Genomic DNA, 24,789 nt, shown 5'->3' with positions numbered 1-24,789 from the left:
AGCAAAGAAATTCGGTCTGTACCTTACATCTAGGGTGTTAAATGTAAGATACAGGACTTACTGAGGCTGCTGTATCTTACATTTCATGCTTCAAATGGTAGATACAGCTCATTTTTACGAGCTCTATCGCACATGAGGCATAAAAAATAAGCAGGCTGCGTGTATCTCAACCTGCTTATTGAATCCTTTAATTAAAGTTGGGCTTGTCCATCAGTTAGGGTGACATCCATTGTCTGCAATTCGCCATCTCGGTAGAAGGAAATGCTGACTGTGCTACCAACTTCTAAACTATAGAGAACTTTTCTCAGCTCAACCATGTTATTAACTTCTTCGCCGGCAATCTCAACAATAATATCGTATTGCTCAATCCCTGCTGCTTCTGCGGCAGAAACTGGTTGAACATCAGCAACGACAACACCTGACGTCACGTCAGCTGGCACTTGCAGAATAGCTTGTTGTTGAGAAACAGAAACTTGCGTCAAGTCTAGCATGCTAACACCTAGAACAGGACGGATAACTTCCCCATGTTGTTCCAATTCACTAATGATATGAACAACATCATTACTTGGAATGGCAAAGCCCATCCCCTCAACATTGGAATCCGCAATCTTCATTGAGTTGATTCCAATGACTTGACCATTAATATTAATCAAAGCACCACCAGAGTTACCTGGGTTAATGGATGCATCGGTTTGAATCGCTGTTACGTCCCAATCGACTACGCCATCTCCATCGATGTCGGTTTCAACCGTCCGTTCTGTTGCAGAAATAATCCCTTGTGTAACCGATGTTGCAAATTCTGTTCCGAGTGGTGAACCAATCGCAATAGCTGGCTCGCCAACATTCAAGTTATCAGAGTTTCCGAACTCAGCAACGACACCAATATCTTCAGCTGGAATCGTCAAAACAGCCAAGTCAGTCCAGACATCGCTACCGACTACTTGGGCTTCTGTTTTTGTACCATCTTTCATCATGACTTCGAGTGCGTCAGCACCATCAATCACGTGATTATTAGTTACTACATAGGCCAAATCGCCTTCAACTTTGTAGACAACCCCACTACCTGTTCCATTAGTCACCAGGTCACTTTCAGCTGTTTCAGATTGTGGAATAGTAAAACCAAATAAATTCCCGGAACTTTCAACTAAGTTAATAACCGATACAACCGCTTCTTGAACTGTCTCTACTGCTTGTGTCGTACCTGTTTGCACATCCACATTAATGGTAGTGGTTTTAACGCCCGTCTCTTCATCAACGATTGTTGTCGATTCCGTGGGTGTTTGCCCCGTTTGATTAAGGTCTACAGCGCCACTGCCTACTAGTACGCCCGTACCCAGTAAAGCTACTGTAGCTCCCCCAATTAACCCTCCAAAAATACCACTTTTAATGGTGGACTGTTTGTTTTGCTTTGGCTCTTGTTGCGGTTGACGACTGCCTTGTTGCTGTCTCATTTGCTCTCTCCTTTCCTCTTTTTTATCTGTCATTTCTTCAAATGTTGCTTCTTGTTCTTCCGTTCTAAATACATCTTCTGGATCTTTGTTTTCCCATTCATTCTTGTCCATATGCTCACATCCTCTTAGTTATCTTCTCAAAGAAATTATAGATTTTCTTTTTGAAAAAAATATGAAGAATTTAGGTATTTTTATTCTCTCTTACCCCTTATTATAGCAAAAAAGCAGGACTTAGGCCTTTTAGGAGCCTCTCCTGCTTGCTTACACTGTAAAAAGTTCTGTTGGTTGGTCTGGATCTGTATCGTAAACGTGAAAAGCCTCGTTGACACCCAGGCCTTTTGAACCTAGAATACCAACTGCCGTTTCGTGTGCCAACTGTTTAATATTATTATCACGGCTCAGGTGACCAAGGTAAATCCGTTTGGTCTTATCCCCCAGCATTTCTGCCACCGCAAGAGCACCGTCATCATTCGATAAGTGACCTTCATCTCCGAGTATACGTTGTTTGAGGGACCATGGATACCGTCCCATGCGAAGGAGTTCCAAATCATGATTGCTTTCAATCAAGTAAGCGTCAGCGTTACGTAATAATGCTCGCAAACGATCACTAACATAACCTGTATCGGTCAGCATGGCAAACTGTTTGTTTTCATAATGGAATGAATAAAATTGAGGCGCTGCTGCATCATGCGAGACACCAAAGCTTTGAATATCAACGTCACCGAGTGTCACAACTTCGCCCATTTCAAAGATATGCTTTTGTTCAACTTTTATTTTCCCAACTGCATCTGGCATTGCGCGCCAAGTGGCTTCATTGGCATAGATATTAATATCATATTTTCGTGCTAAAACACCTAAGCCGTGAACGTGGTCGCGGTGTTCATGTGTCACTAAAATACTATCGACATCAGCCAGGTCTCGTCCAATTTCCGCCATCAACTGTTGAATTCTTTTACCGCTTAATCCGCAGTCAACAAGTATTTTTCTTTCTGGTGTTTCAATATAAGTGCAGTTGCCTGAACTACCACTAGCCAGCATACTCACACGAAATTGATTTGTTTGATTTAAGTCTATCACTTACATTCCCTCCAATGTCTTCACTAGTTTAACGCATCTGAAGAGAAAAATCAGTAAGAAGACCTTAATTCTTAAGAAAAGCGGACAAGTCCGCCTTGGCCTATGAAAAAATAGGAAATTTGACCCTGAATGAGCAGCGAAGCGCGCAATGGGGCAAATTTATCTTTTTTTCAGTAGGCCAGGACTTGGGAGCTAGACATTGATGGCTGAACTTATAATCCCCCTAGTCTATAAAGAAGGAGAGGCCTCTCAGCCTCTCCTTCTTTATTCATCTCTTTCAATATAAACCCGTTCGTTTGCTGCTTCCACATCAATCATGGTTTCATTCATAAAGGCTTCAATGGCTTTTAAATTTTGGGATCCATCTACCAAGTCTACCTCCGACACCTCTGCTCCATTTGAGCTTTGAGAAGCAGGATCGGCTTCAGGTTCTACCATAACAGGCGCAGTAATCACACTTCCCGTTAAAGCATCCACACGTTTGATTTGAATCGGTATATTTTCACGGACAATCTCTACATACCACATTGGGCTGTAAATATTCATGTCATTCAAACTTAAGGTTTGGAAATAAGATAAGGTAATATTAGTCACCTTAGAATTGTTCGGAATCTGATTGTTCAAATAGAGCGATTCAATCGCTGCCTTTTCTGAAATAACAGTCCGGTCCTTCCCTTGTACTTCTGAAGCACCCACATGTGTCTGGTCATAGGAGCTCTTCACCATCTGAATTAATGTAGAAAATCAATGAAGCTGTCCCATCTGTGATGGGAATATTATTATGCTTTTGCACAAATATAATCCGTTGGTTGATTGGTTGGTAAGAAAAATACGTATACTCTTCAGCCTTTAAAACATTACCATCTGACATAAATTTCAACAGAGGGGCTAGTTTATCTAGTATCGTTCCTGCACCAGCCATATCTAACTCAATGGCTTCGGTCAGCACACTGATTAGCTTACCATCTTCCATTTGAGTCGTTTGATTAGACAAACTTTTCATGTTTTCTTCTAAATAATTATCTTTTTCGGTTTTGATGACGGGAATTTGCTGCTGCACATTGCTGAGTTCATCGGCTTGGATACTATCATTCCGCATCCCTTCTTCCAAGTTTACCGAGGTACTGGGATCACCGAAATTAAGCTCATCGTTTTTTTCCAGTAAAATGGTAATTAAATAGATATTTAAAATAGAGAAAACGATGATTAAGGTGGTTTGTATTCGTTTATAATCCAACGTTTTCACCTTCCTCTAACGACTTCAGCCACGCATCAACTGTCCGCCAAGTATCATTCATTTTGACATACCAGGCGGGTGTTAATTCGGCAATCCGACTACTTTCCTCACTGCTCGTCCACCCGTAACCTACACGGACTGCTTGGATGTCATTAAATAGGTAGCCTGCCTCTGTCAAACGATCAATAACATCAACGCCACTAGGTAACACAACTAACTCTTCTCGGTCTTCTAAAGGTGTTTGAATCACTTCAGTTGGATATTGAATTTCAACAGGACGCGTATTAGACATCGTTATTCTAATTAAACCACGGTCAGAGCTATTCATAATCGGATAACCATTCACATAGCGGTAGTAAGTAATCTCACCACTTTCTTCATCATAGCCATTAAAATAAGTGACACGTGTCCAAGTATCAATAAATTTTAAGGCATGGAAACTGTCACGAATCTGTTGGTATGAGGAGCTCTCCACTTGATCCAAGCTATTTCTCAAATAAGAGAGAATACCGGTTTCCTTATGAATTTGTAGCTTGGAAATATTATCACTGTAAGCTGTATAAAATTCACTACTGTCATCCCGCAACTCAGTCGTATCATCAAATAACTCGTTAATGAAAAAACTGTTGGGCTGCTTTTCAACAAGATAAACAATGCGTTTTAATTCAAAGGAATCACGCGGTAAGAATTGAATGCCATTTTCAAAACCAAAGGCATCTGCTAAAGCAAAGGAATTTTTATTTTCCATATAAATAGCAACTAAATCATCCATCGCTGTTTCAGGTCTTCTAGCTGTATACACTTGTTTATTGTGGTCATCTACTAAATAAATTGATTCCGATTCATCAGTAGGAATCAAAATTCGAGAAATGGTTTCACCATACATATCTTCTGATAGATTTTCAAAATAACGGGAAATTAATCCCAAAGGAATTGAAGCAGGAAACTTAATTTCAACTTTATTTAGCTCTAACACCAATTCACGGAACAGTTCATCAGAATAAACGGATTCAAAACGCGGGCTGCTCATTTTCCATTTGGATAAAAAGTCATTGGCTTGACCGACCACTGTTTCATTTTGTGTGATAAAGGTACTCGAACTGGTATGAACCAACATTTGATAAGGAGCAAAAATATCTTCAATATTTTTTACCGATGTTGCGGTTGAAGTTGATGATTGCGTCGTGCTAATCGTCTGCATACTCGAATTATTAGATGGCACACTGAGTATTCGCCACGTTAAAACCAAACTCAACACAACCATACCATACAAGAGGATCGTCACTCGCTTTGATTCAGTTTGTTTCATTCCCACTCCTCCTCATCGTCAAATGATTCATATGGCAAGGAAATAAAGAAGGTTGACCCTTTATTTTCCACACTCGTTGCCCAAATACGGCCACCATGGAGACCAAGAACTTCTCTAGAAATAGCCAATCCTAAACCAGTTCCTCCCATTGACCGAGCACGCGCCTTATCAACACGGTAGAAGCGTTCAAAGATGTGGTTCAAGTCTTTAGGTGGAATACCCATTCCTTCATCCGTCACGCTAAGAACAACACTGTTATGGGTTTCCATCAACCGACAGGTCACAGAGCCACCGTCTGGCGAATATTTAATGGCATTATTCATAATATTATCAATCACTTGTGTTATTTTATCTTGGTCAATCTCTACCCACAATGTCCGTTGGGTAAAGTCTCTAACAATTTTATAGTTCTTCTCTCGGTAAGCTTCAGATAGCAACATCATGTCAAAGCGGTCCAAAATATGCGTAAAGAGGTCGTTCATACTTACGTATTCTAGCTCTAGCTGCATATTTCCTTGGTCCATTCTGGATAGATGAAGTAAATCGGTTACCATCCGAATCATCCGGTCGGTTTCAGTTGAAATAACTTGCAGGAAGTTCGGCGCCACACCTTCATCTTTCCAAAAACCATCTTGCAAGGCTTCCGTATAACTCTTTACACTGGTTAGTGGTGTCCGCAGTTCATGAGAAACATTGGATACGAAGTTACGACGTTCTTGTTCCACTTTTTCTTGCTCGGTAATATCCGTTAGAACGCAGACTAAGCCGCTAATAAAGCCTGTTTCACGCTGGATAATGGAGAATTCACCTTGGAGGATACTCTCATCTTTCTCTTCTTCTTCAGGAATATGAAGAATGAGTTCTTCCTTAGTTTCTAGTAATTGACGGAAAGTAAACTCCCGTCCTAATTTCAATACCTTCATAATTGACTTACCGACAGCATCTTCTTGGGGCAAGCCTAGCAATTCCGATGCACGATTATTAATAATCATAACCTTACCACGACGATCAGTTGCAATAACCCCGTCAGACATATGTTTCAAAACACTATCCAAGCGTTGACGTTCTGATTCGGTTGTTTCTTGGGCATCCCTTACCTTTAAGGACAAGTCATTAATGGTATCTGCCAACTGACCCAACTCGTCATCTCCGTAAATGCGAACCTTGCCCGAATAATCACCTTGAGCAATACTCATGGTTTGGCTTCTCATTTCTGAAATAGGTTTGGTAATCCCTCTCGATATAACAAAGGCCAAGGTAATGGTAATAGCAATAGCAAAGAAGGAGGCATTTAAGAAAATGGTCACGACATCACGAATTTGTGAGTAGACCGTTTCAATATTTGATTCCATCATAACAACACCAATAATTTCACCAGAGTTACTGGATGAGAAAATTGGTGAAACATTTTTTAATACTCGGCTGTTTTTATCTTCATCCAAGTATTGGTATTTACGATTACTTTCCAACAAGAGTGCTTGTTGAACATCACGGTCAGTTGACTTTAGGCCCACCACCGCTTGTCTCGTCTGGTCATTTGTACCCAAAATATAACCTTGATCATCAACGACTTGAATTTCCAAAAAATCCCCACCGATATAATCACGCAGGATATTTTGGATTAAACTCTCCGTTGTATCTTGGTCTTCATCCTCCAAGATTGGTGTTAGCGAGTTTTCCAAAAAACGGATATTCAAACTCATCTGATTATCAAAGTTATTAATCAATTCTGTTTCGAGCTGGCGAATAAAATACGCCCCAATAATTTGTAAAGATACCAATAGCAGAAAAATAAACAGCATTGGTATCTTAAAGTGAATGGATTGAAACCATTTAATTTTTTTATTCATGTTTTATTACTCCTGGTCTGGATTTTTCAAGAAGTAACCTACTCCTCTACGAGTAATCAACCATGTTGGATGACTTGGTGTATCTTCAATTTTTTCACGAAGACGACGAACGGTTACATCAACTGTACGAACGTCACCAAAGTAGTCATAACCCCAAACCGTTTGAAGTAAATGTTCGCGTGTCATCACTTGACCAATATGTTTGGCAAGGTAATGTAATAATTCAAACTCACGGTGGGTCAGTTCAATTTCTTCGCCACGTTTAGAAACAACATAGGCGTCCTCATGAATGGTGATCGCACCAATGTGAATGTCATTGCTTTTTTCTTCTTCTGGTTCAACAACTGGTGCTGCACTAACACGACGCAAGTTCGCTTTTACACGAGCAACAAGCTCACGGTTTGAGAAAGGTTTTGTGATGTAATCATCTGCCCCTAATTCTAGGCCAAGAACTTTATCAATTTCCGAGTCTTTTGCAGTCAGCATAATAATCGGCACTTCGCTTGTCTTTCTAATTTGACGGCATACTTCTAGGCCATCCATCTTCGGTAACATTAAATCTAATAGAATTAAATCGGGATTTACTTCCGCAAACTTCTCAACGGCTTCTTCTCCGTCAAATGCGGTATGAACTTCAAAGCCCTCTTTGGCAAGATTGAAGTTGATAATATCTGAAATTGGCTTTTCGTCATCTACTACTAATATCTTTTTCATAAGCTTTTTATCTCCTTAAAGGGTTTACTCGACCTTTATATTCTCTCTAATTATACATGGGAAAATTAACAAGTGCAAAGCCCTTTTTGAAAGCGCTACAATCGCTTGAGAGGAAACTGATTGATCATCAATACATGAAAAGCTGAGATAAAATCCCAGCTTTTTTATAATTAAAACATTATAACTGGCATACCTACTTCTACAAGCTGGAAGAATTTCGCCATTGCTCCAGGTGGTGTATTAATACAACCGTTTGAGCCGTTAGCTACCCATTGATCAGATGCAAATGATGTTTGCCAGTTGGCATCGTGAATTCCTACGCCATTCCAATCAACCGGCACCCAGTAGTTAACAGGCTGTGCATAGTCATTACCGCGACGTGGGTTATAGCCCACAAGTGTCGCATTCTCTTCTTTATTCCAAGCATAGAATACACCAATTGGTGTTGGTGTTGTCGCGTGACCGGATACAATCGGTGATTCAAATACGCGTGCACCATCTTTGTACATATACATCACTTGCGCTTGTAAATCGATTTCTACATAAGAATTGCCAATATCTGTACCGTCAGCGTGGTAGCCTGTTCCGTTAATTTCTGGTTCAACCGTTACATCTTTACCAGCTAGGACATATTGGACAAGACTCTCTGCTTCGGCAATTGTTCCAATTGACCAACCATATGTACCCGGTGGGATTTCAACTGTTCCACGATTCGTACTATTAAATGTGCGTGTCTTATCATGGGTTGCATATTTATCATGCAACTGGTCTAAGTAAGCTTCTGCTGCAGCTTGATCAACAACGGGATTGCCTTCAGCGTCGATACTCATCCAGCTTCTAATTTGCTCAGCTGGTACCACTTCTTCTTGACCAGCGATTTTATAAGTAATTACTGTACTTGCTAAGTCCTCTAGACGATCGATGATGGTTGTTAATTCTTCGCTGTCTGCTGTTAAAGTTGGCTTAATATAAGCTTCTTCAACTGTAACGGTTTCTTTTCCTTCAGAAAAAGCAGCTAGTAAACTTGCTTTGAGCGCCTCAATATCAACTTGTGTGCCTTGAACCTCGTCTTGAATGACGAAATTTCCAGCCTCAGTTACTACCTTGGCATTTTGAGAGGCAGCACGTTCTTTACTATCTAAATCCAAAGAAGCAAGTAAGTTGTTCAAAGCTTCTTCATTGTAATCAAATGTTGCTTGGCTTGTTTCTAAATTTTTGTCTTGGAAAGCCTTAATCGGCCAAATCCAGTTTCCTTGCTCTTGTTTAACTGTTTTTAAATAGGCGCTAATATCAACACTTGCTTCCAATTCTAATGGTGTGATACTCGTTAATGTTTCACCGTTTTCGGTAATGGTGATGGTCTGGCTGTGCAGGTCTTTAGCAAACTTACGGTTTGCTTCTTCAACAGTGTCACCTGCTATACTAATCTTACCGACTTTAGTTTGTGGTAAGAAATGATCTTTAAAATAAATGCCGCCACCGATATATGCGATGAGAACAACTGCCAATACACTGATTCCCACCACGACTAATGATTTCTTTTTCAACAGAAACCCTCCATTTCTCTGTTTCTTACAATTTATTACTGTTATGTTACATTTTGATTACATTGTGGATTTCTTTGCTTATTGTAACGCAAAATAATGCCTTTGGCTATATTTTTGCTCAAATTTATGAAAAACACATCCTTTTTTCATATAAAGAAGGATGAGGCGCGATACCTATCCTTCTATTGATTCACTTCTTCTATAATATATGAAAAATCATACTCTTCTTTTTTAACAATCATCAGCAAGCCATCACCTAACGGCACGACAGATGTTTCAAGGGCTGGATGATTAAGAACAGTCTCCATTAATTTATTCAATCGACGATGGATTTTACGCACGCGCTTAGGAATTTCTTTTTCATCATCTAAAATTGTTCCGCCTTGGAAGACGTCATCAATGACTAACATACCGCCTACCTTTAAGACATCCATACAATACGGAAGAAACTCATAATACTTAGCTTTGGCACTATCCATGAAAATAAAATCATAGGGACCAGTTAAGGTCGGCAAAATATCAGCAGCGTCACCTTCTAGTAAGGTGACTTGATCTTTTAAGCCCATTCTTTCAAAGTTTGCTTTTGCGCGTTCAATCATAATGTCAAAACGATCAATAGTCGTCAAGTGGCCGTCTTTACCAATATGCTGCGCCATCAAACTTCCTGAGAATCCAATCGCTGTTCCGATTTCTAGAATATGTTGTGGCTTAATTTGGCCAACAATCATATTTAAAAAAACAGCTGTTTCGTGAGGGATAATCGGAATCCTTCTCTCATTGGCATAGGCTTCGATGTCACCTAATTTCCCTGTAAATGGTTTTAACTCTTTACGCATGAAATCGACAATTTCTTCTTTAACAATTGGTCGATCCATCATTTCATTTTTCTTCATGACTCTTATCTCCTCAAAAAATCAATCCAACCTATTGCGCACCAGGGCGACATAGGCTGGATTGGTCGTTTATTCTTCCTCAGTTTTATCTTGCTCATCGTCTTCTTCAGCAACATGTTCCAAGTGAACCGATAAAACACGGCCACTCTCAACACGGGCTGTTGTCAGCATAAAGCCATTGATGCGAACAGTCACGCGTTCATTGTCAGCTGGGAAATAACCGATTTCTTCAATCATCAAGCCCCCGATTGTATCCACTTCGTTGGATGATAACTCTGTTTTAAAGAGCTGATTGAATTTCTGCAAGGTCATTTTACCGCTAATAATATAATTTTTATCGTCCATCTTGCGTGATAGACGCTGAATTTCGTCATACTCATCTTCAATGTCACCAACAATCTCTTCTAAGACATCTTCTAGTGTAACAATCCCTTCTACACCACCATACTCATCCTTTAAGATTGCCATATGGGTTTGTAGTTTCCGAAACTCTACTAAAAGGTCATCAATAAAAATCGTTGCTGGCACAAACAATGGCTCATTTACTAAACTTCTTAAATTAAGTTGATCAAAACCTACTTCTTTTGAAGCTTTGAGGACATTCTTCATATGAAGGACACCAATTACTTCATCCTTATCGCCTTCATAAACCGGCATACGTGAATAAGGACTATTTAATATAATTTCCAAGTTTTCAGAAAGGTCATCTTCTAAATCAAGCATTAAGGTATCCGTACGTGGCACCATTAATTCACGAGCCAAACGCGTGTCTAAGGATAACACACCTTCCATCATTGTAAATTCTGATGGGTCAATTGCACCCTGTCCACGACTCTGTGCCAAAATCTGTCTCATTTCATCACGTGTTAACTTTTCTTCTTGTTTTGAAAAATCAATTGGTGATAACTTTTTCAAAATGTTAGTTGAAGCGGATAACAACCATACGAATGGTTTTGCTACAACTTTAACGACAGAGATGGTTCCTGATGTCATTCGCGCCAGTTCTTCTGGCATTTGCAAGGCGATTTGCTTTGGATAAAGTTCACCTAGTACAAGTGTAATGTATGATAATAGAATTGTAATAATAATCGTAGCAATGGTTTGCCATCCTGAGATGCTACCTAACAAAGGCTCTAAATAAGGAACAAAGTTAGATGATGCGGAAGCACTGTTGAAGAATCCTGCTAGGGTAATGGCAACTTGAATCGTTGCTAGGAAATCGTCCGGCTCTTCCAGTAATTTTAGCACTCGTTTCGCTTTTTTGTCTCCTTCATCCGCCATATTTTCGATTTTCTGGCGATTGATTGATACATAAGCTAGTTCTGCGGATGCAAAAAAAGCATTTATTACGGTTAAAATGATGACGACCAAAATATTCATTAAAAAACTCTGGGCCTCGGGGTCTGCGTTCATATTTCTTTTCTCCTCTTTGATTATAAATTTAAGATACAATATCTCTATTTTATTTTTATGATAGTCAAATTTGCGCAAAAAATCAAGGATTTTTTTATTATTCGTAAACTATCACCTTCGCTGTTTCTATCATTTTTTTTTAATTATTTTAATTTAAAAAATAATTACGTAAGCGCTTATTTAGTTGTTATAAAGATGTTTATCTGTTTTTTATTTCATATTTTTTGCATTGCATTTTCTCATTTTAGTGTTATGATTTTACTGGTAGAATTATTTATTCATAATTAGGAGGAAATACTCATGCTTATTCGTTCGCTTGCCATTGCAAAAAGAGATCTTACGGTGGTAAAGGAATCGGCGACTCTTCAAGAGGCAATCGATATCTTGGAAGAATCTGGTTTCCGTTGTGTACCGATTCTTGACGAGACTGGTACTCTTTTCAGAGGAAATATTTATAAAATGCACATCTATCGCCACAAGGCAAATGGCGGAGATATGTCTTTACCAGTCACTCACCTATTAAAAAATGCGACAAAGTTTATTTCAATTGACAGCTCATTCTTTAAGGTCTTCTTTACGATTAAAGAATTACCTTATATCGCTGTTCTAAATAAAGACAATACATTCTTCGGTATCTTGACTCACAGTAGCTTGTTAAATATGCTGTCACAAGCGTGGAGTGTAGATATGGGTAGTTATGTATTAACTGTTGTAGCACCGAGCCGTAAAGGTGATCTGTACCAAATTACAAAAATCATTAACAAGACATCTAGTATCGCTAACATCTTAACATTGGACGCGACACGCGATGATGTCCTACGCCGAGTCCTCGTGACATTGCCTGCTAGCGCGACAAAAGAACAACTTAAAACGATTGTTCAATCCTTAGAACGTCAGGACTACAGCGTCATTTCGATTGAAGATTTAAGATCAGAATAATCATATCACTAAAAAACAGTGCGTCTCCTTTTTTTAGGAGGGCACTGTTTTTGATTAGTTCTTTAAGAATGGGTTAGTTTCTAGTTCTGCTTGTACAGTTGTTGGGTTACCATGACCAGGGAATAAGACCATTTCAACTGGCAGTGGCATAATGTGCTCACGAATCCCCTTTAAGAGGCTCTCCTGATTACCGTATCCCGGGAAGTCTGTTCGACCAATACTTCCTTGAAAAATCACATCACCAACAATCGCAAAGCCGTTCTCTTTAAAAAGATAAACTAAGCTTCCTGGTGAGTGACCGGGAATGTGTTGCAATTCAAAGGTAAATGTTCCGATCGTATGAGTTCCCATTATATCTAAGTAGACGTCAGCTGGCTTATCGATGATAATATCGCCTATTTCAGGATGTTTGCCCGAGCCATTTAACATTGGATTTACTAGCCAGTCTTTTTCAATTGAGCTTTGGTAAACCGGAATGTCGTAAGCATCGCGCACTTGGTTCAAAGCACCAATATGATCATAGTGGGCGTGGGTTAAGGCAATAGCAATTGGTTTCAAGTTATTACTCTCAACAACGGCCATAATTTCATCTGCTTCAGCACCCGGATCAAAAATAAGCGTCTCACGATTATCATCAATTAAAAAATAACAATTTTCTTCAATGGGTCCAACTGTCAATACAAGTAGTTCCATTCTACTCCCCCCTCGGTTCCTTTTGTCTTCTCTATCATAGTCTAAATGTTTGTCTTGATACAACTAAAACCATGCTGACGAATGCGCATGGTTTCTTTACTTATGCATTCATACGTTCTGCAAACCCAATCAACTTATTCAAATAAGTCATTAGTGGGGCAGAAACGAGTAACACGACAACTTCACCAAAGGCAGTTGTTAGGAAGCTAAACCAAAACGGTAGCCCTAATACAAAATACAATTCAACTGCGACAAATACCATAGTGGCTGTAAAGACAATAGTGGTTAACATCATCCGTTTCATTTCAGAATCACCCGGTTTAAATAGCTTATCTAAAATAAAGAAAGCAATTAATGTCTGGCCAAATCCAAAGATAAGATCCCAGACTCCTAGTGTTGAAAATATAAGGTTTGAAATAAACACACCTGCCAACACGCCATATCGATATGAGCGGTGGTAGCCAAATAGATGATTCAACATTTCCGATAGCCTAAATTGGACTGCCCCAAAAGACATAAATGAGAAAATGCCGGTCATGGCTATATATAAGGCCGCTACGATGGTATTGGTTACCATTCTTCTTGTTTTCATAATTTCCTCTCCTCCTAGTTTTTTTACGTGGGATGGTCAACGAACCACGTGCTCACTCGTTTGCAAGCCTGACTAGTTTACCACACTCACAAGAGAGGAACAAGATGCTTATTGAATGGTTAGAGCTAGATCTTTATTTAAGAAGAAGGGACGGTAGTAAGCTAACGTACTCGCTAAGGGTAATAACTCTTCTGATAATTGAATATTCAACTCTGTTTTTAAGTAGTTGCGACGCTCTTGAATTCTTTCCCATAGTTCTGGATAATCTTCTTGAATGTTATGACGCAATTCCTCATCTGCTATGGCGACAGTACTTTCAGCTGAGATACCATTGTGACCAACTTGGGATGGAATAAAATCTACTTGGAAAATCATACCCGATTGAACAGTCGCTTTTGACCCTGGGTAAAATGGTGACGACAACCACTCTTCGTTAGCCGTTAAATGACCTGGGCACAATTCCCAGCCATAGTTTGATTGAGGGTAAAAATCATTAAATTGTTTGAAGAAGTCGCCACCCTTTTGCCCAATTCGAATGGTCGTTAACCAATAGTGGTAGGCTGCAAAATAAGGTTTAACAACTTCTTCCAAATAAGCCGGATCAATTGATTCCATCTGCTCGTTTGTTTCTACCGCATAACCTGACCGACTAGACAATCCCCCACGATAAGCAACCGTTAAGGCAACTTTATCTGACAACTTTAATGGCTTATCTAACGGATAAAGATTGGCATTTAAAAAGCGTTGGCCAAATGCCGCAATCGTGACTACTGTTTGATACTGGCCTTCTTTCGTTAGCAATTGGCCAATTTCCGTTTCACTTTTCCCTACACTTAGCTGGTTCATCGCATCCAAAACTGCATCTGACGCTAGTGATGAACCATATTCATAGTGAGCAATTTCATTAGCATTATTAGTTACACGGGCACCGTAGGCCGGATCAATATACAAGCCAGTAGCATTCACCAAGTTTTCTTTTCCAATACGGTTTTCTAAGGCATTAACGATAAAATGCGGCAGGTCATACTGATCGGTCATTGCCGGAATTAATTTCCAACCGACTAGTCCTACTTTTTGACTGGTATCAATGGTTGTGTCTGCTAATAAGTTGTCCAGCTCGCTCACCTCTTGCATCGGTTGGTTAGGTAACGAAAAGAGGCTACATTTTTTTCCTTCCGATGGTGTACGGGAATAGCGTACCTTATTGTAGTTCTCATTTCCTAGGATGAGAGTGGATGAGCCATCTTGGTTGAGAATTTGCAGTCCTTCCTCAAAACGCGGGATAAAACCGGTTAAATATTCAAAATTACTGCCGTGCTCCTTATCAGCATAAATAACGAGAGCAGACAATCCTCGTTCTGCCATCAGACGTAAGAGAGCTTGCTTTCGCTCTTCCATCGTTTGATCCGTTAAGTGCACAAGTTGGCTGGAATGATCAGCTATAGGTTGATTTACCTTCTTTATTTCAACAGTCATCATTATCTTCCTTTATTTTATCGACTTACTTAACTTGAGTATAGGCTAAAGTGAGGGTTTTTTCGAATAAAGAGAGCTTCAAACTATTTTTTACGGTTGTATCTTACATTTTACCCGTAAATGTAACTTTCAGCATTTTTTTGGAGGCTGTATCTTACATTTTAAAAAAAAGAAGGCAACTGCTTGATTTAGCAGCTGCCTCCCAAAATTTATTGAACGATTGAATAGTAAATGCGTGCCGTCAGACGGTAAATCAGCCAGTAAAGAAGGCTGAATGCTACGATAACGGCTGCCAAACAACTGAGCAAGGTCACATGAGATGTGACACCAAAGATAAAAAGTAATTTATGAACCATCGGATAGGCAAATGCGATATGGATGGTTGCGACAATGACAGGTAACATGAACATCCAAACCACTTGGCTACGGCTAGTGCTACGAATCATGTCTTTATCCAATCCCACCTTCTGCATAATCTGGAATCGTTCCCTATCATCATAACCTTCTGAAATTTGTTTGAAATAAGTAATCAAAATGGTTCCTAGCATGAAGAGTAGACTCAAGAAAATACCTAAAAATAGGAAGCTCCCATTCATAGCAAACCATTCTGCGCGACCTTCTTGACGCGTTTCATAACGAACAATAATCTCATCCGTTTCAAGGCGTGGGCGCAAGCGTTCAGCGTAGGCAGCTTTTTGTTGGTCATCACCTGTTGTATTCCATTGAACCAAGCCAGACACACTTACCGATGTTGAGTCATCCACTTGATAGGCTTGAACCACTTGGTCAACAGCTTGACGGTTTGGTAAGATGACGAATAAACTCATACCAAAGTCTTGGTCTAAACCAAAGGACTCTACAGAATCATTAAAACGTAAAACCTCAAAGTCAATACCTGCTAAATCAAGATGACTATCAACTGGATAATCAATTTTTTCATGAATATAGACTTGGTTCGCTGACAAAGTTAAGTTTAATCCTTCCATCGCATTAAAATCGTCTAGTGCTACTAAAACAAGTGTCTTAATATCAGACGCAAAACTTCTAGAGCCTTCAAAACGCCCATCTATCAGGTATCCAAAAATATTCGCATAAGGATAACTCTTAAAATCAGTAATCTCTAAATCCTCTTTTTCAGCAACAATCATATCAATAGCTGTTGCCATATCCGCTTCAATAGCAGGAACAGAAATTTCTTCATCGTAATAAATCGTCGCGGCATTATCTGTTGGGTAGCGACTAGCCAAGGCTGTTTCAGCTCCCACATATATAGACACCGTCGTCCCCAAAGCAATCATCACCATACAAGACAAAATCGTAATATTAGCCAACCCTGCAGCATTTTGTTTCATACGGTAGAGCATACCTGAGATTGAAATAAATCCGCGAGGCTGGTAGTAGATTTTTTTGTTTTTCTTCATGGCTTTTAAAATAAAGATTGATCCCGAGGTGAATAATAAATAGGTACCAATGATTACTAATAGTACCGCTAGGAAAAACTGAATCAGCGCAGCCAATGGATCCGATATCGTTACGGATATAAAATAACCCGCCCCTAATGTTACTAGTCCTAATAGAAAGAGAAATAGGTTACTTTTAGGCTCTTTCTCTCCCTCTTTTTGCCCCTTCAATAAATGAATAGGATTCGAAAAGGTCACTTGGCTCACATTATACAAATAAGCCAATAGGAAGATAGCCATAAATAATCCGATCGTTAGTAACAAGTTGGGCCAGTGGAAATGATAAGCCATTTCAGCCGGCATCCGTAAGAGATAATTTAATAGGAAGAAACAGAGTCGGCCAAACACCAGTCCAACAACTGTTCCTAAAGCAAGCGTCGCTAGAGTGACGAGAATCGTTTCAACAAACAGAATTTTAGCAACGTGTTTTTTCTCTAGTCCCAAAATCCCATAAAGGCCAATTTCCTTCTTTCGTTTCTTAATCAAAAAACTATTTGCGTAGAGCAAGAAAATAACTGAGAAGATGGCGATAACGATACTCCCAAATGACAGCATTTCCTTGACCTCATTGCCACCTCTAAATTGCGAAAAATCGTTGCTCATCACTGTCATCATTTGTAAAAACATGCCGACTGTTGCGACTGCCGACACCATATAAGGCACATAGAGCTGGCGGTTAGCCTTAATATTGCGAACAGCCATTTTATAAAAATAACTAAAGCGCATTGTGCTCACCTCGATTAGTCACCACTAACATGGATTGGGCGATTTTATCATGAAATGCTTCAGGGCTTGAATCTCCTCTGTAAACTTCATGGTAAACAACCCCATCTCGAATAAATAAAACACGATTTGAATGACTGGCAGCTTGCACACTATGGGTCACCATCACAATCGTTTGACCAGCTTGATTGATTTCTTCAAAGGTCTCTAATAAATTTTGAGAAGCCTTTGAATCTAAGGCGCCCGTTGGCTCATCGGCTAGTAGTATCTTTGGCTCGGTAATGAGGGCACGCGCCACAGCTGCACGTTGCTTTTGTCCACCAGACACTTCATAAGGGAAGTTTTCCAATTGATTTTCAATTCCTAAACGCTTAGCCAGTGGTTGTAAGCGACTTTCCATTTCACTAACTGCTGTCGATGATAATACAAGTGGCAAGAAAATATTGTCTTTTAAGTTAAAGGTGTCGAGTAAGTTAAAGTCTTGGAAAACAAAGCCTAACGTATCGCGGCGGAAACGAGAAATCTCTTTGTCTTTAATGTGAGAAATCGGTTGACCGTCTAAATAAACTTCACCCTCTGTTGGGCGGTCTAATGTTGACAGGATATTTAACAAGGTTGTTTTTCCTGAACCCGATTCACCCATAATTGAGATAAATTCACCTTTTTCAACTGAAAAATTAACGTCAGATAGTGCCTCGGTTCCTTTTAAACTTTGTTTCGCACGGTATACTTTTTTTAAGTGTTTTACTTCTAAGAATGTCATCTTCATTCCTCCTCCCTTATAGTCTATGCGATTTTATCTTTTTTAGCCTGTACCTATCCTTACAATCAAAAAGTGGAACCTTACATTTTTGTAAGCTTCCACTGTTAGTCGTATAAAGAGAGGTTTTCTTGGTCAAGCGTCACACTCACACGCGTATAATCGCCAAGCGCTGATTCAACCTTAATCGAATGACCCAATCGCTGGCAAATGCGTTTCGATAAAAAGAGACCTAGTCCGGTTGATTTTTCCGTCAACCTACCATTTGTCCCACTATAGCCCTTTTCAAAAATCTTAAGTAAATCTTGGCTGCTAATTCCCATCCCATTATCCCAAAAGACCAGTGTCTGGCCTTCTTTATAAATATGAAGTTTTCCTTGCGTGGCATATTTTAAACTATTTGAAATAATTAATTCAACTAAAACTTCTAACCATTTGCCATCACTGACAACCTTTAAATTTAAGGGCTGGTAGTCCAGTTGAACCTGATTATAAATAAACAAGACGGCATACTTTTTAATCACTTTTTTAACCACTAGGTCGACATCAACGACGCCTAAATCCAGATCCTGACTGTGTTCGGATAGCTTGAGGTAGCTGAGCGCCATGTGAGTATAGTCTTCTACCCGAATCAGTTCTTGTTGAAACTGACGTTTTTGCTGGGCATCCGTCATACCTTGGTTTAACAAACTCATAGCTGCAATCGGCGTTTTAATCTGATGAAGCCACAAGGTAAAATAATCCAATTGTTCTTGTTGGACTTCCCGATTGGCTTGCATATCGCGGTAATACAGATCGGCTAATTCTAATAACTTAGCTTGATAGACCGATTCAATGGGGTCGTGCCCCTTGGCTAAAGCTTCCCATTCTGCACGTTGCGATACGTCTAACGACTCTAAAGACTGGTAGTGTCGGTAGTAACCAATGGCTTGGTAAGTGAAATAAGCAAGATTGATAGCTGTAAAAACTAAGCTACTATACCAAAAAAATGATGATGGAAATCGTGTGAGAAAAGCAACTAAGCCAAAGCTTAAGAGTGCCACTAAATAAACAACTACAGCAGGCCGCATACTACGCCAAAAGGCTTTTACAATTGTTAACTTTAGGCCCTTCTTCATTGCTCATCCTCCTGAACCGAATAGCCCAATCCTTTTTTAGTCACAATAAACTGGTCTAAGCCCACTTGTTTTAACTTTTTTCGTAAACGAGCGATTAAAACGGCTAGCGTATTGTCATCAATAAAGGATTCATCTTCCCACAAATGGACCATAATATCTTCGCGAGAAACATAGCGGTTCTTTTGTTGGAACAGCAACTCCATGACTTTAAGTTCATTGCGTGTCAGGTCAATACTGTGGTCGTGGAAAACCACTTTCGATTCCCCACTTCTCAAAACAACATCGCCTACTTTTAAAAAATTATCCCATTCATTAAAATCATAAGTCCGGCGCAAAACAGCTTGAATTTTAGCAAGGACTACTGATAGATCAAATGGTTTTTGAATGTAATCATCGCCGCCCAGTTGAATCGCCATCACCACATCCATATTTTCTGAACGACTAGAAATAAAAATAATCGGTACTTGCGATAGTTTTCGAATTTCCTGACACCAGTGGTAACCATTAAAAGCGGGCAGTTGAATATCCATTAACACAAGTTGTGGCTCTTCTGCTTGAAATTGCTCTAAAATCGTTTGAAAATCAGTCACCTGATAAGGGTTATAGTGCCACTTTTCAAGTTCAGACGCCAAGATACCTGAAATGGTTCGATCATCTTCTACAATCATGATTTTCAACAGTCATCACCTTCCTTACTCACTATCGATATAATGTCTCGGAACACGGTGGCTAATACCACACAAAATTTCATAACCAATCGTCCCAATATCAACTGCCATATCAGAGGGGCTATTCACTTGGCCATGATTTTCACCTAATAAGGTTACTTTTGTGCCAATTGGGAATTCCTTCGGCAAACTAATCATGCATTGGTCCATACAAATCACGCCTCGAACAGGACACGGGTGTCCTTCAACCAATAAGGTCTGTCCGCCTAAATCACGGCGCCAACCATCTGCATAACCAATTGGCAGCGTCGCTAACCATTCACCTTCATAAGCACGGTAGCGGGCACCATAACTGATGGTGTCACCCTCATGCATTTGTTTCACATAGCTCAATTCAGTTTCAAGTTTAAAGGCAGGTTTTAGCGGATATGGTAGTGAAATTGTTTTGTCAGATGGGTTGTAACCATACATAGCGATTCCTATTCTAACAGCATCCGTTTCAAAGTCTTCATGCCATAAGGTCATAGCTGAGTTTGCTAGATGAACAATTTCTGGACGCTTTTCCAAGGCAGAAACCTGCTCTTTAAATGTTTCATATTGAGTAGCTACTTGGCTGTCGTCCTCCCCATCTGCTGTTGCAAAATGAGTGAAGATTCCTTCTAGCAGTAGTTCATCATGGTTGTTACAGAATGCTTCAAAAGCCAAGATATCTTGCTTTGTTCGTAGGCCTATACGTCCCATACCGGTATCAACAGCTAGATGGATCCGAAGCGGGTTGTCCGTTTTACGTAGTTTCAAGAGCGGTAAGGCTTGTTCTAGCCACTCGGTTGAAGACACGGTCGCAGAAATATTTTGATCTGCCATCAATGCAGCATCGCGGAGTTCCGTTATCCCCATAACGAGTAAGAAGTCTTCTGTAAAGCCGCTATCACGAAGCTCCAGAGCTTCATCTAAAATAGCGACACAAAACCCATCAACACCAGCTTCCTTAGCTGCGTTAGCAATCGGGATAGCGCCATGGCCGTAACCATCTGCCTTAACGACTGCTAGTAGTTTTTTATCTGCTTTAATATGTGTTCGTATTGTTTTTATATTTGATTTAATGGCTCCTAAATCAATGGTTGCCACTGTCGGTCGGTGCACGCCTCTTACCATAAAATTCTCCTTACTTTTCTAAAATAACTTGCGCAATCACGATATTGGTTGAATGGGAAATCGATACCCACGCGTTGCCTTCAAATGGTGCTGCTGTGATCTCTGGCTTACCTATTTCGTCAGGCAGCACTTCAATATCACGAAAGCCCAATTTACCAATCCCTGTTCCATAGGCTTTTGAAAAAGCCTCCTTGGCTGCAAATCGCCCTGCTAAAAACTCCATCTGTCGGCTTCCTTTTAGCTGGTTAAAAATCATTTTTTCATTATTTGTTAAGACGCGATCTGCAAAGGTCGATCGTTTCTCATATGCTGCTGTGATACGATCTAACTCTGTCACATCAAGCCCAATGCCTACAATCATACTTGTTCATCCCTTCTTATACACTGGGTTTATTTTACCATACATTCTTAGCTAGTCAGCTGCTTAACGTCAGCTAGCCATTTAATGCGGAATCACAATACTCAAATCATTCAAGTTTGTATCCTTTAACAGCTGTTGGCTGTAGCGTTTTAAGAAATTGTTGCTGTTTTCTTGAATGACTCGGTAGCCATCGTGTTGGATATAGGCTGCTATTTCTGCGTCATCTTCTACATAATCTTCACCGGAAAAATAACGCACATTCATTTGGCCAATATAATCCATAACTGCTTCCGCATAACTCTCGTCATACCATTGTTCTTCAAACATTTGCTGCAGAGCTAAGAGCTCGCCGTCTTCTTTAAAAATATGGTAGCTCGTTTCAGAATAATTTAGCAACTCCTCTTGAGTTTGGGCTGTTTCATTCGCCCAACCTTCCACATCTAGCGTCAAGCGGTCGTATGCCAATTCTTCATTAGATAGGCTTATTTGGCCAATGGCATTAGGAAAAATAGACAGGGCTCCCGTTACAATTTCATAAAAAGGTTGTTTAGTTGTTAATAATTGGCTAATATTTTGAGCATGAATATGTCCTGCAAAGGCTGTTTTTATATGGTGATTCATAAAATAATCAATTGCTTGATCAGCTTCTTCCATTACTAAGCGACTACCTTCATTACCGCTATGGTTTAAGAGTGGGTGATGGCCTACTAAATAGATCTCTTCTTTTTCACCTTCTACCATTTGGAAATAACGGTCCAGCCACTCATAGGTTTGGGGGCGGATTTTGCCTTCCGCGACGGGAGCCTTACTACTTTTCTCTTCTGGATAGGCATTGGTATCTACCATTAAAATCGGATAGCCCGCTTTTGGTTCAAAAATATAGCTGAGCGAGTTTGGGTCTTTGAAAACTGCTAGGTCATAGCCGTAATCGGCAAATAAGTCTTGGAAGTCAGCCGGCGTCACTTGGTCTATAACGGTCATCTGATCGCCTTCAAACTTACGAGCCCAACCGCTATGAATATCGTGGTTGCCCGGCATAACAGCAACTTGCGTCCCGATTGCTTCTATTTGTTTAAAATAATCCGTTAGTTCGACCATACTTTGATATTCACCGTTAAAGGTCAAGTCGCCACTAACAATCAACAAATCGGGCTGCTCTTTTGCCACTTGCCAAACTAATGCTTCCATAATAGCTGGCATATTGGCTAAGTCTTTCCCCGCTGATGTGGCCTGCATTTTGCCAAAAGCCTCGCCATCATCAAAATAAAGCGGCGATAAATAGTGAATATCGGTTACCATCCAAATAGTGACTTCTTCTTCGTCTGTCACTAGTGGTGGCACAGTTATTAGTTCGGGACTAGCATCTATTTGATCGTTTTGATTGGTTAATCCATATAAAAAAATACCTACTATGATTACACTGGCTAATAGAATGATTTTTTTCATATTCAGCCCTCCTTTATCATCTGTTTTATTATAAGACGACAGAGCTGGGCTTGTCGAATGGATTTTTAGCGAAAAAATCTGATTTACTATAGGAGCGAGAGCTCGGTCATGTGAGATACAGCTCATAAAAAAGTCCTGTATCTTACATTCAAGTCACGAAATGTAAGATACAGACCACCTAGAACATGCTGTATCTTACATTTTAGTCTCCAAATGCGAGATACAGCTAACTTTAATAGGCTGTATCTTACAACTAGAAAATAAGCACAAAAAGAGGCCTCTTTCGAGACCTCTTTATCATTAATTAGTCGTTGTTACGAATTGTAAATCCTGGTTTTTTACCTTTGTTTTGGCCTTTGTAACCAGATGATGGACGGTCATCGCGTTTGCGATCGTCACGACGTTTGCCGCCGCCTGAACGGTTTTTGCTACCTTCATTGTTACGTGAACGGTTGCCGCCTCTATCATTTCTGTCGCCTCTGTCACGACGGTCATTAGAACGGCCGCCGCCTTTACCTTTATATCCGCCACCGCTCTTACCACGGTAACCGCCTTTGCCACCTTTACGAGATGGTAATGGACGTTCTGGAGTGATATTTACAGGTACTTCAGACGCTTCTTTTGTTTGGCTCTTAAGGAATGCAGCAGCTAATTCCTCTGCTGTATATTTATCCAATAAATGTTTAATGGCATTATCGTATTTATCAGCTTCTGTATCCTTGATAATGTCTTCGATTGTATCAATCGCATTTTTCAATTGTCCAACCATTGCTTCTTTATCTGAAGGGGGACGTAATGGTGACATTTCTTTACGTGTTAATTTTTCAATTGTACGTAGGTAGTCCATTTCGTTTGGTGTAACAAATGTTACTGACATACCTTCTTTACCAGCACGGCCTGTACGACCAATACGGTGAACATAGCTCTCTGGATCTTGAGGAATATCGTAGTTATAAACGTGAGTAACACCAGAAATATCTAGTCCACGAGCTGCAACGTCAGTCGCAACAAGAATATCTAGATTCCCATTTTTGAAGTCGTTTAGAACGCTCATACGTTTTTTCTGCGTTAAGTCACCGTGAATTCCTTCAGCGCGGTAACCACGTAGTTCTAATCCTTTAGCTAACTCATCAACACGACGTTTTGTACGTCCGAAGATAATTGTCAATTCTGGGTTTTGAACATCGAATAAACGAGTCATGTTATCGAATTTCTCGAAATCTTTACATTTCACGAAATATTGATCGATCAAGTTAGCAGTCATTTCTGATGCTTTAATTTGAACGTGCTCGGGATTTTTCATAAATTGTACACCGATACGTTTGATTGCTGGTGGCATTGTAGCTGAGAACAATAGTGTTTGACGAGTTTCAGATGGTGTTTCCGAAATAATTGCTTCGATGTCTTCCAAGAAGCCCATGTTTAGCATTTCGTCTGCTTCGTCTAAAACTAATGTTTCGATATTTTGCAATTTAAGAGCTTTACGACGGATAAGGTCTAATAGACGACCAGGTGTTCCAACAACGATGTGTGGATTGTTTTTCAAGCCACGAATTTGGCGGCTAATATCAGCTCCACCGTAAACAACTTGTGTGGTAATACGTTTTTCGCGACCTAGGCGGTATAGTTCTTCTTGAGTTTGGATAGCAAGTTCACGAGTTGGTGCAATTACTAACCCTTGAATAGTGCGGTTGTTACGGTCGATTTTTTCAAGCATTGGTAGACCAAATGCAGCAGTTTTACCTGTACCTGTTTGTGCTTGACCAATAACGTCAAGCCCTGTTAGTGCCAACGGAATTGTTTGTTCCTGGATTGGTGTTGCTTCTTCAAAGCCCATAGCTTCAACTGATTTTAATAGTTCGGGAGATAATCCCAGTTCTGAAAATTTCATGTTTCCTCCTAATTTT

21 protein-coding genes, 1 pseudogene and 1 riboswitch are annotated in these 24,789 nt (G+C 39.9%); of the genes and pseudogenes, 1 reads left to right on the top strand and 21 read right to left on the bottom strand.

From position 1 onward, the window contains the following. Positions 1–191: 191 nt before the first annotated feature. The 10 genes from BW721_RS09770 to BW721_RS09720 form a co-directional block, all read right to left on the bottom strand. Positions 192–1,562 carry a S1C family serine protease gene (locus BW721_RS09770; protein WP_156892235.1) on the bottom strand — a complete coding sequence of 457 codons (1,371 nt, stop codon included), beginning with the start codon at positions 1,560–1,562 and terminating at the stop codon, positions 192–194. Positions 1,563–1,712: 150 nt separating this feature from the next. Then, a complete protein-coding gene (locus tag BW721_RS09765; protein ID WP_076768701.1) occupies positions 1,713–2,489 on the bottom strand; it encodes an MBL fold metallo-hydrolase in 777 nt (258 codons plus the stop codon). A gap of 303 nt (positions 2,490–2,792) precedes the next feature. Continuing rightward, positions 2,793–3,224 carry a two-component system regulatory protein YycI gene (gene yycI / locus BW721_RS12165; RefSeq protein WP_198031344.1) on the bottom strand — a complete coding sequence of 144 codons (432 nt, stop codon included), beginning with the start codon at positions 3,222–3,224 and terminating at the stop codon, positions 2,793–2,795. 10 nt (positions 3,225–3,234) lie between these two features. Further along, entirely contained in the window at positions 3,235–3,765 is a 531-nt protein-coding gene (gene yycI / locus BW721_RS12160; protein ID WP_076768273.1) for a two-component system regulatory protein YycI, read from the bottom strand. Then, positions 3,755–5,074, bottom strand: coding sequence for a YycH family regulatory protein (locus tag BW721_RS09750; protein WP_076768271.1), 1,320 nt, complete (start codon positions 5,072–5,074; stop codon positions 3,755–3,757). Before BW721_RS09750 ends, yycI (BW721_RS12160) begins: the two co-directional genes overlap by 11 nt. Next, a complete protein-coding gene (walK, locus tag BW721_RS09745; protein WP_076768269.1) occupies positions 5,071–6,924 on the bottom strand; it encodes a cell wall metabolism sensor histidine kinase WalK in 1,854 nt (617 codons plus the stop codon). The genes BW721_RS09750 and walK overlap by 4 nt, the downstream gene beginning before the upstream one ends. Positions 6,925–6,930: 6 nt before the next feature. Next, complete coding sequence (gene yycF / locus BW721_RS09740; protein WP_076768267.1) at positions 6,931–7,638, bottom strand: response regulator YycF; 708 nt, start codon at positions 7,636–7,638, stop codon at positions 6,931–6,933. A 170-nt stretch (positions 7,639–7,808) separates the two neighbouring features. Beyond that, on the bottom strand, positions 7,809–9,185 hold the full coding sequence (locus tag BW721_RS09735; protein WP_076768265.1) for a L,D-transpeptidase family protein: 1,377 nt from the start codon (positions 9,183–9,185) through the stop codon (positions 7,809–7,811). A gap of 182 nt (positions 9,186–9,367) precedes the next feature. Then, positions 9,368–10,078, bottom strand: a complete 711-nt coding sequence (locus BW721_RS09725; protein ID WP_076768261.1) for an O-methyltransferase — start codon at positions 10,076–10,078, stop codon at positions 9,368–9,370. A 69-nt stretch (positions 10,079–10,147) separates the two neighbouring features. After that, positions 10,148–11,491: a hemolysin family protein gene (locus BW721_RS09720; protein WP_076768259.1), complete on the bottom strand. Its 1,344-nt coding sequence runs from the start codon at positions 11,489–11,491 to the stop codon at positions 10,148–10,150. 300 nt (positions 11,492–11,791) lie between these two features. On the opposite strand from BW721_RS09720, the gene cbpA reads away from it, so the two are divergent. Next, positions 11,792–12,430 (top strand): cyclic di-AMP binding protein CbpA, encoded by a 639-nt coding sequence (gene cbpA, locus BW721_RS09715; RefSeq protein WP_076768257.1) that lies wholly within the window; start codon positions 11,792–11,794, stop codon positions 12,428–12,430. A 54-nt stretch (positions 12,431–12,484) separates the two neighbouring features. Here the strand turns inward: cbpA and BW721_RS09710 are convergent, their stop codons facing one another. From BW721_RS09710 to BW721_RS09660, 11 genes and pseudogenes are all read right to left on the bottom strand, one after another. Further along, a complete protein-coding gene (locus tag BW721_RS09710) occupies positions 12,485–13,123 on the bottom strand; it encodes an MBL fold metallo-hydrolase (RefSeq protein ID WP_076768255.1) in 639 nt (212 codons plus the stop codon). A gap of 100 nt (positions 13,124–13,223) precedes the next feature. After that, entirely contained in the window at positions 13,224–13,715 is a 492-nt protein-coding gene (locus BW721_RS09705) for a QueT transporter family protein (protein ID WP_076768253.1), read from the bottom strand. Between the two features lie 8 nt (positions 13,716–13,723). Further along, a riboswitch (PreQ1 riboswitch) is annotated at positions 13,724–13,769 on the bottom strand. A gap of 54 nt (positions 13,770–13,823) precedes the next feature. Beyond that, positions 13,824–15,191, bottom strand: coding sequence for a M24 family metallopeptidase (locus tag BW721_RS09700; protein ID WP_076768251.1), 1,368 nt, complete (start codon positions 15,189–15,191; stop codon positions 13,824–13,826). Positions 15,192–15,400: 209 nt separating this feature from the next. Further along, positions 15,401–17,377: an FtsX-like permease family protein gene (locus tag BW721_RS09695; RefSeq protein ID WP_083686852.1), complete on the bottom strand. Its 1,977-nt coding sequence runs from the start codon at positions 17,375–17,377 to the stop codon at positions 15,401–15,403. Continuing rightward, positions 17,367–18,137 (bottom strand): ABC transporter ATP-binding protein, encoded by a 771-nt coding sequence (locus tag BW721_RS09690; RefSeq protein WP_076768249.1) that lies wholly within the window; start codon positions 18,135–18,137, stop codon positions 17,367–17,369. Before BW721_RS09690 ends, BW721_RS09695 begins: the two co-directional genes overlap by 11 nt. Before the next feature lie 104 nt (positions 18,138–18,241). Next, entirely contained in the window at positions 18,242–19,252 is a 1,011-nt protein-coding gene (locus BW721_RS09685) for a sensor histidine kinase (RefSeq protein WP_076768247.1), read from the bottom strand. After that, positions 19,249–19,920, bottom strand: coding sequence for a response regulator transcription factor (locus tag BW721_RS09680; RefSeq protein ID WP_442905245.1), 672 nt, complete (start codon positions 19,918–19,920; stop codon positions 19,249–19,251). Before BW721_RS09680 ends, BW721_RS09685 begins: the two co-directional genes overlap by 4 nt. 24 nt (positions 19,921–19,944) lie before the next feature. Further along, positions 19,945–21,075 (bottom strand): alanine racemase, encoded by a 1,131-nt coding sequence (alr, locus tag BW721_RS09675; RefSeq protein ID WP_076768243.1) that lies wholly within the window; start codon positions 21,073–21,075, stop codon positions 19,945–19,947. A 10-nt stretch (positions 21,076–21,085) separates the two neighbouring features. Then, positions 21,086–21,436, bottom strand: a complete 351-nt coding sequence (acpS, locus tag BW721_RS09670) for a holo-ACP synthase (protein ID WP_076768241.1) — start codon at positions 21,434–21,436, stop codon at positions 21,086–21,088. 81 nt (positions 21,437–21,517) lie between these two features. Beyond that, on the bottom strand, positions 21,518–22,882 hold the full coding sequence (locus tag BW721_RS09665; RefSeq protein ID WP_076768239.1) for a metallophosphoesterase: 1,365 nt from the start codon (positions 22,880–22,882) through the stop codon (positions 21,518–21,520). A 556-nt stretch (positions 22,883–23,438) separates the two neighbouring features. Then, positions 23,439–24,773 (bottom strand): annotated as a pseudogene (locus tag BW721_RS09660) (DEAD/DEAH box helicase); the annotation flags it as partial. Positions 24,774–24,789 lie beyond the last annotated feature (16 nt).

The sequence above is a fragment of the Jeotgalibaca sp. PTS2502 genome, from assembly GCF_001975685.1.
GTDB lineage: Bacteria > Bacillota > Bacilli > Lactobacillales > Aerococcaceae > Jeotgalibaca > Jeotgalibaca arthritidis.
The sequence above is the reverse complement of the archived record's forward strand: the minus strand, read 5'-3'. Positions and strand labels throughout refer to the sequence as shown.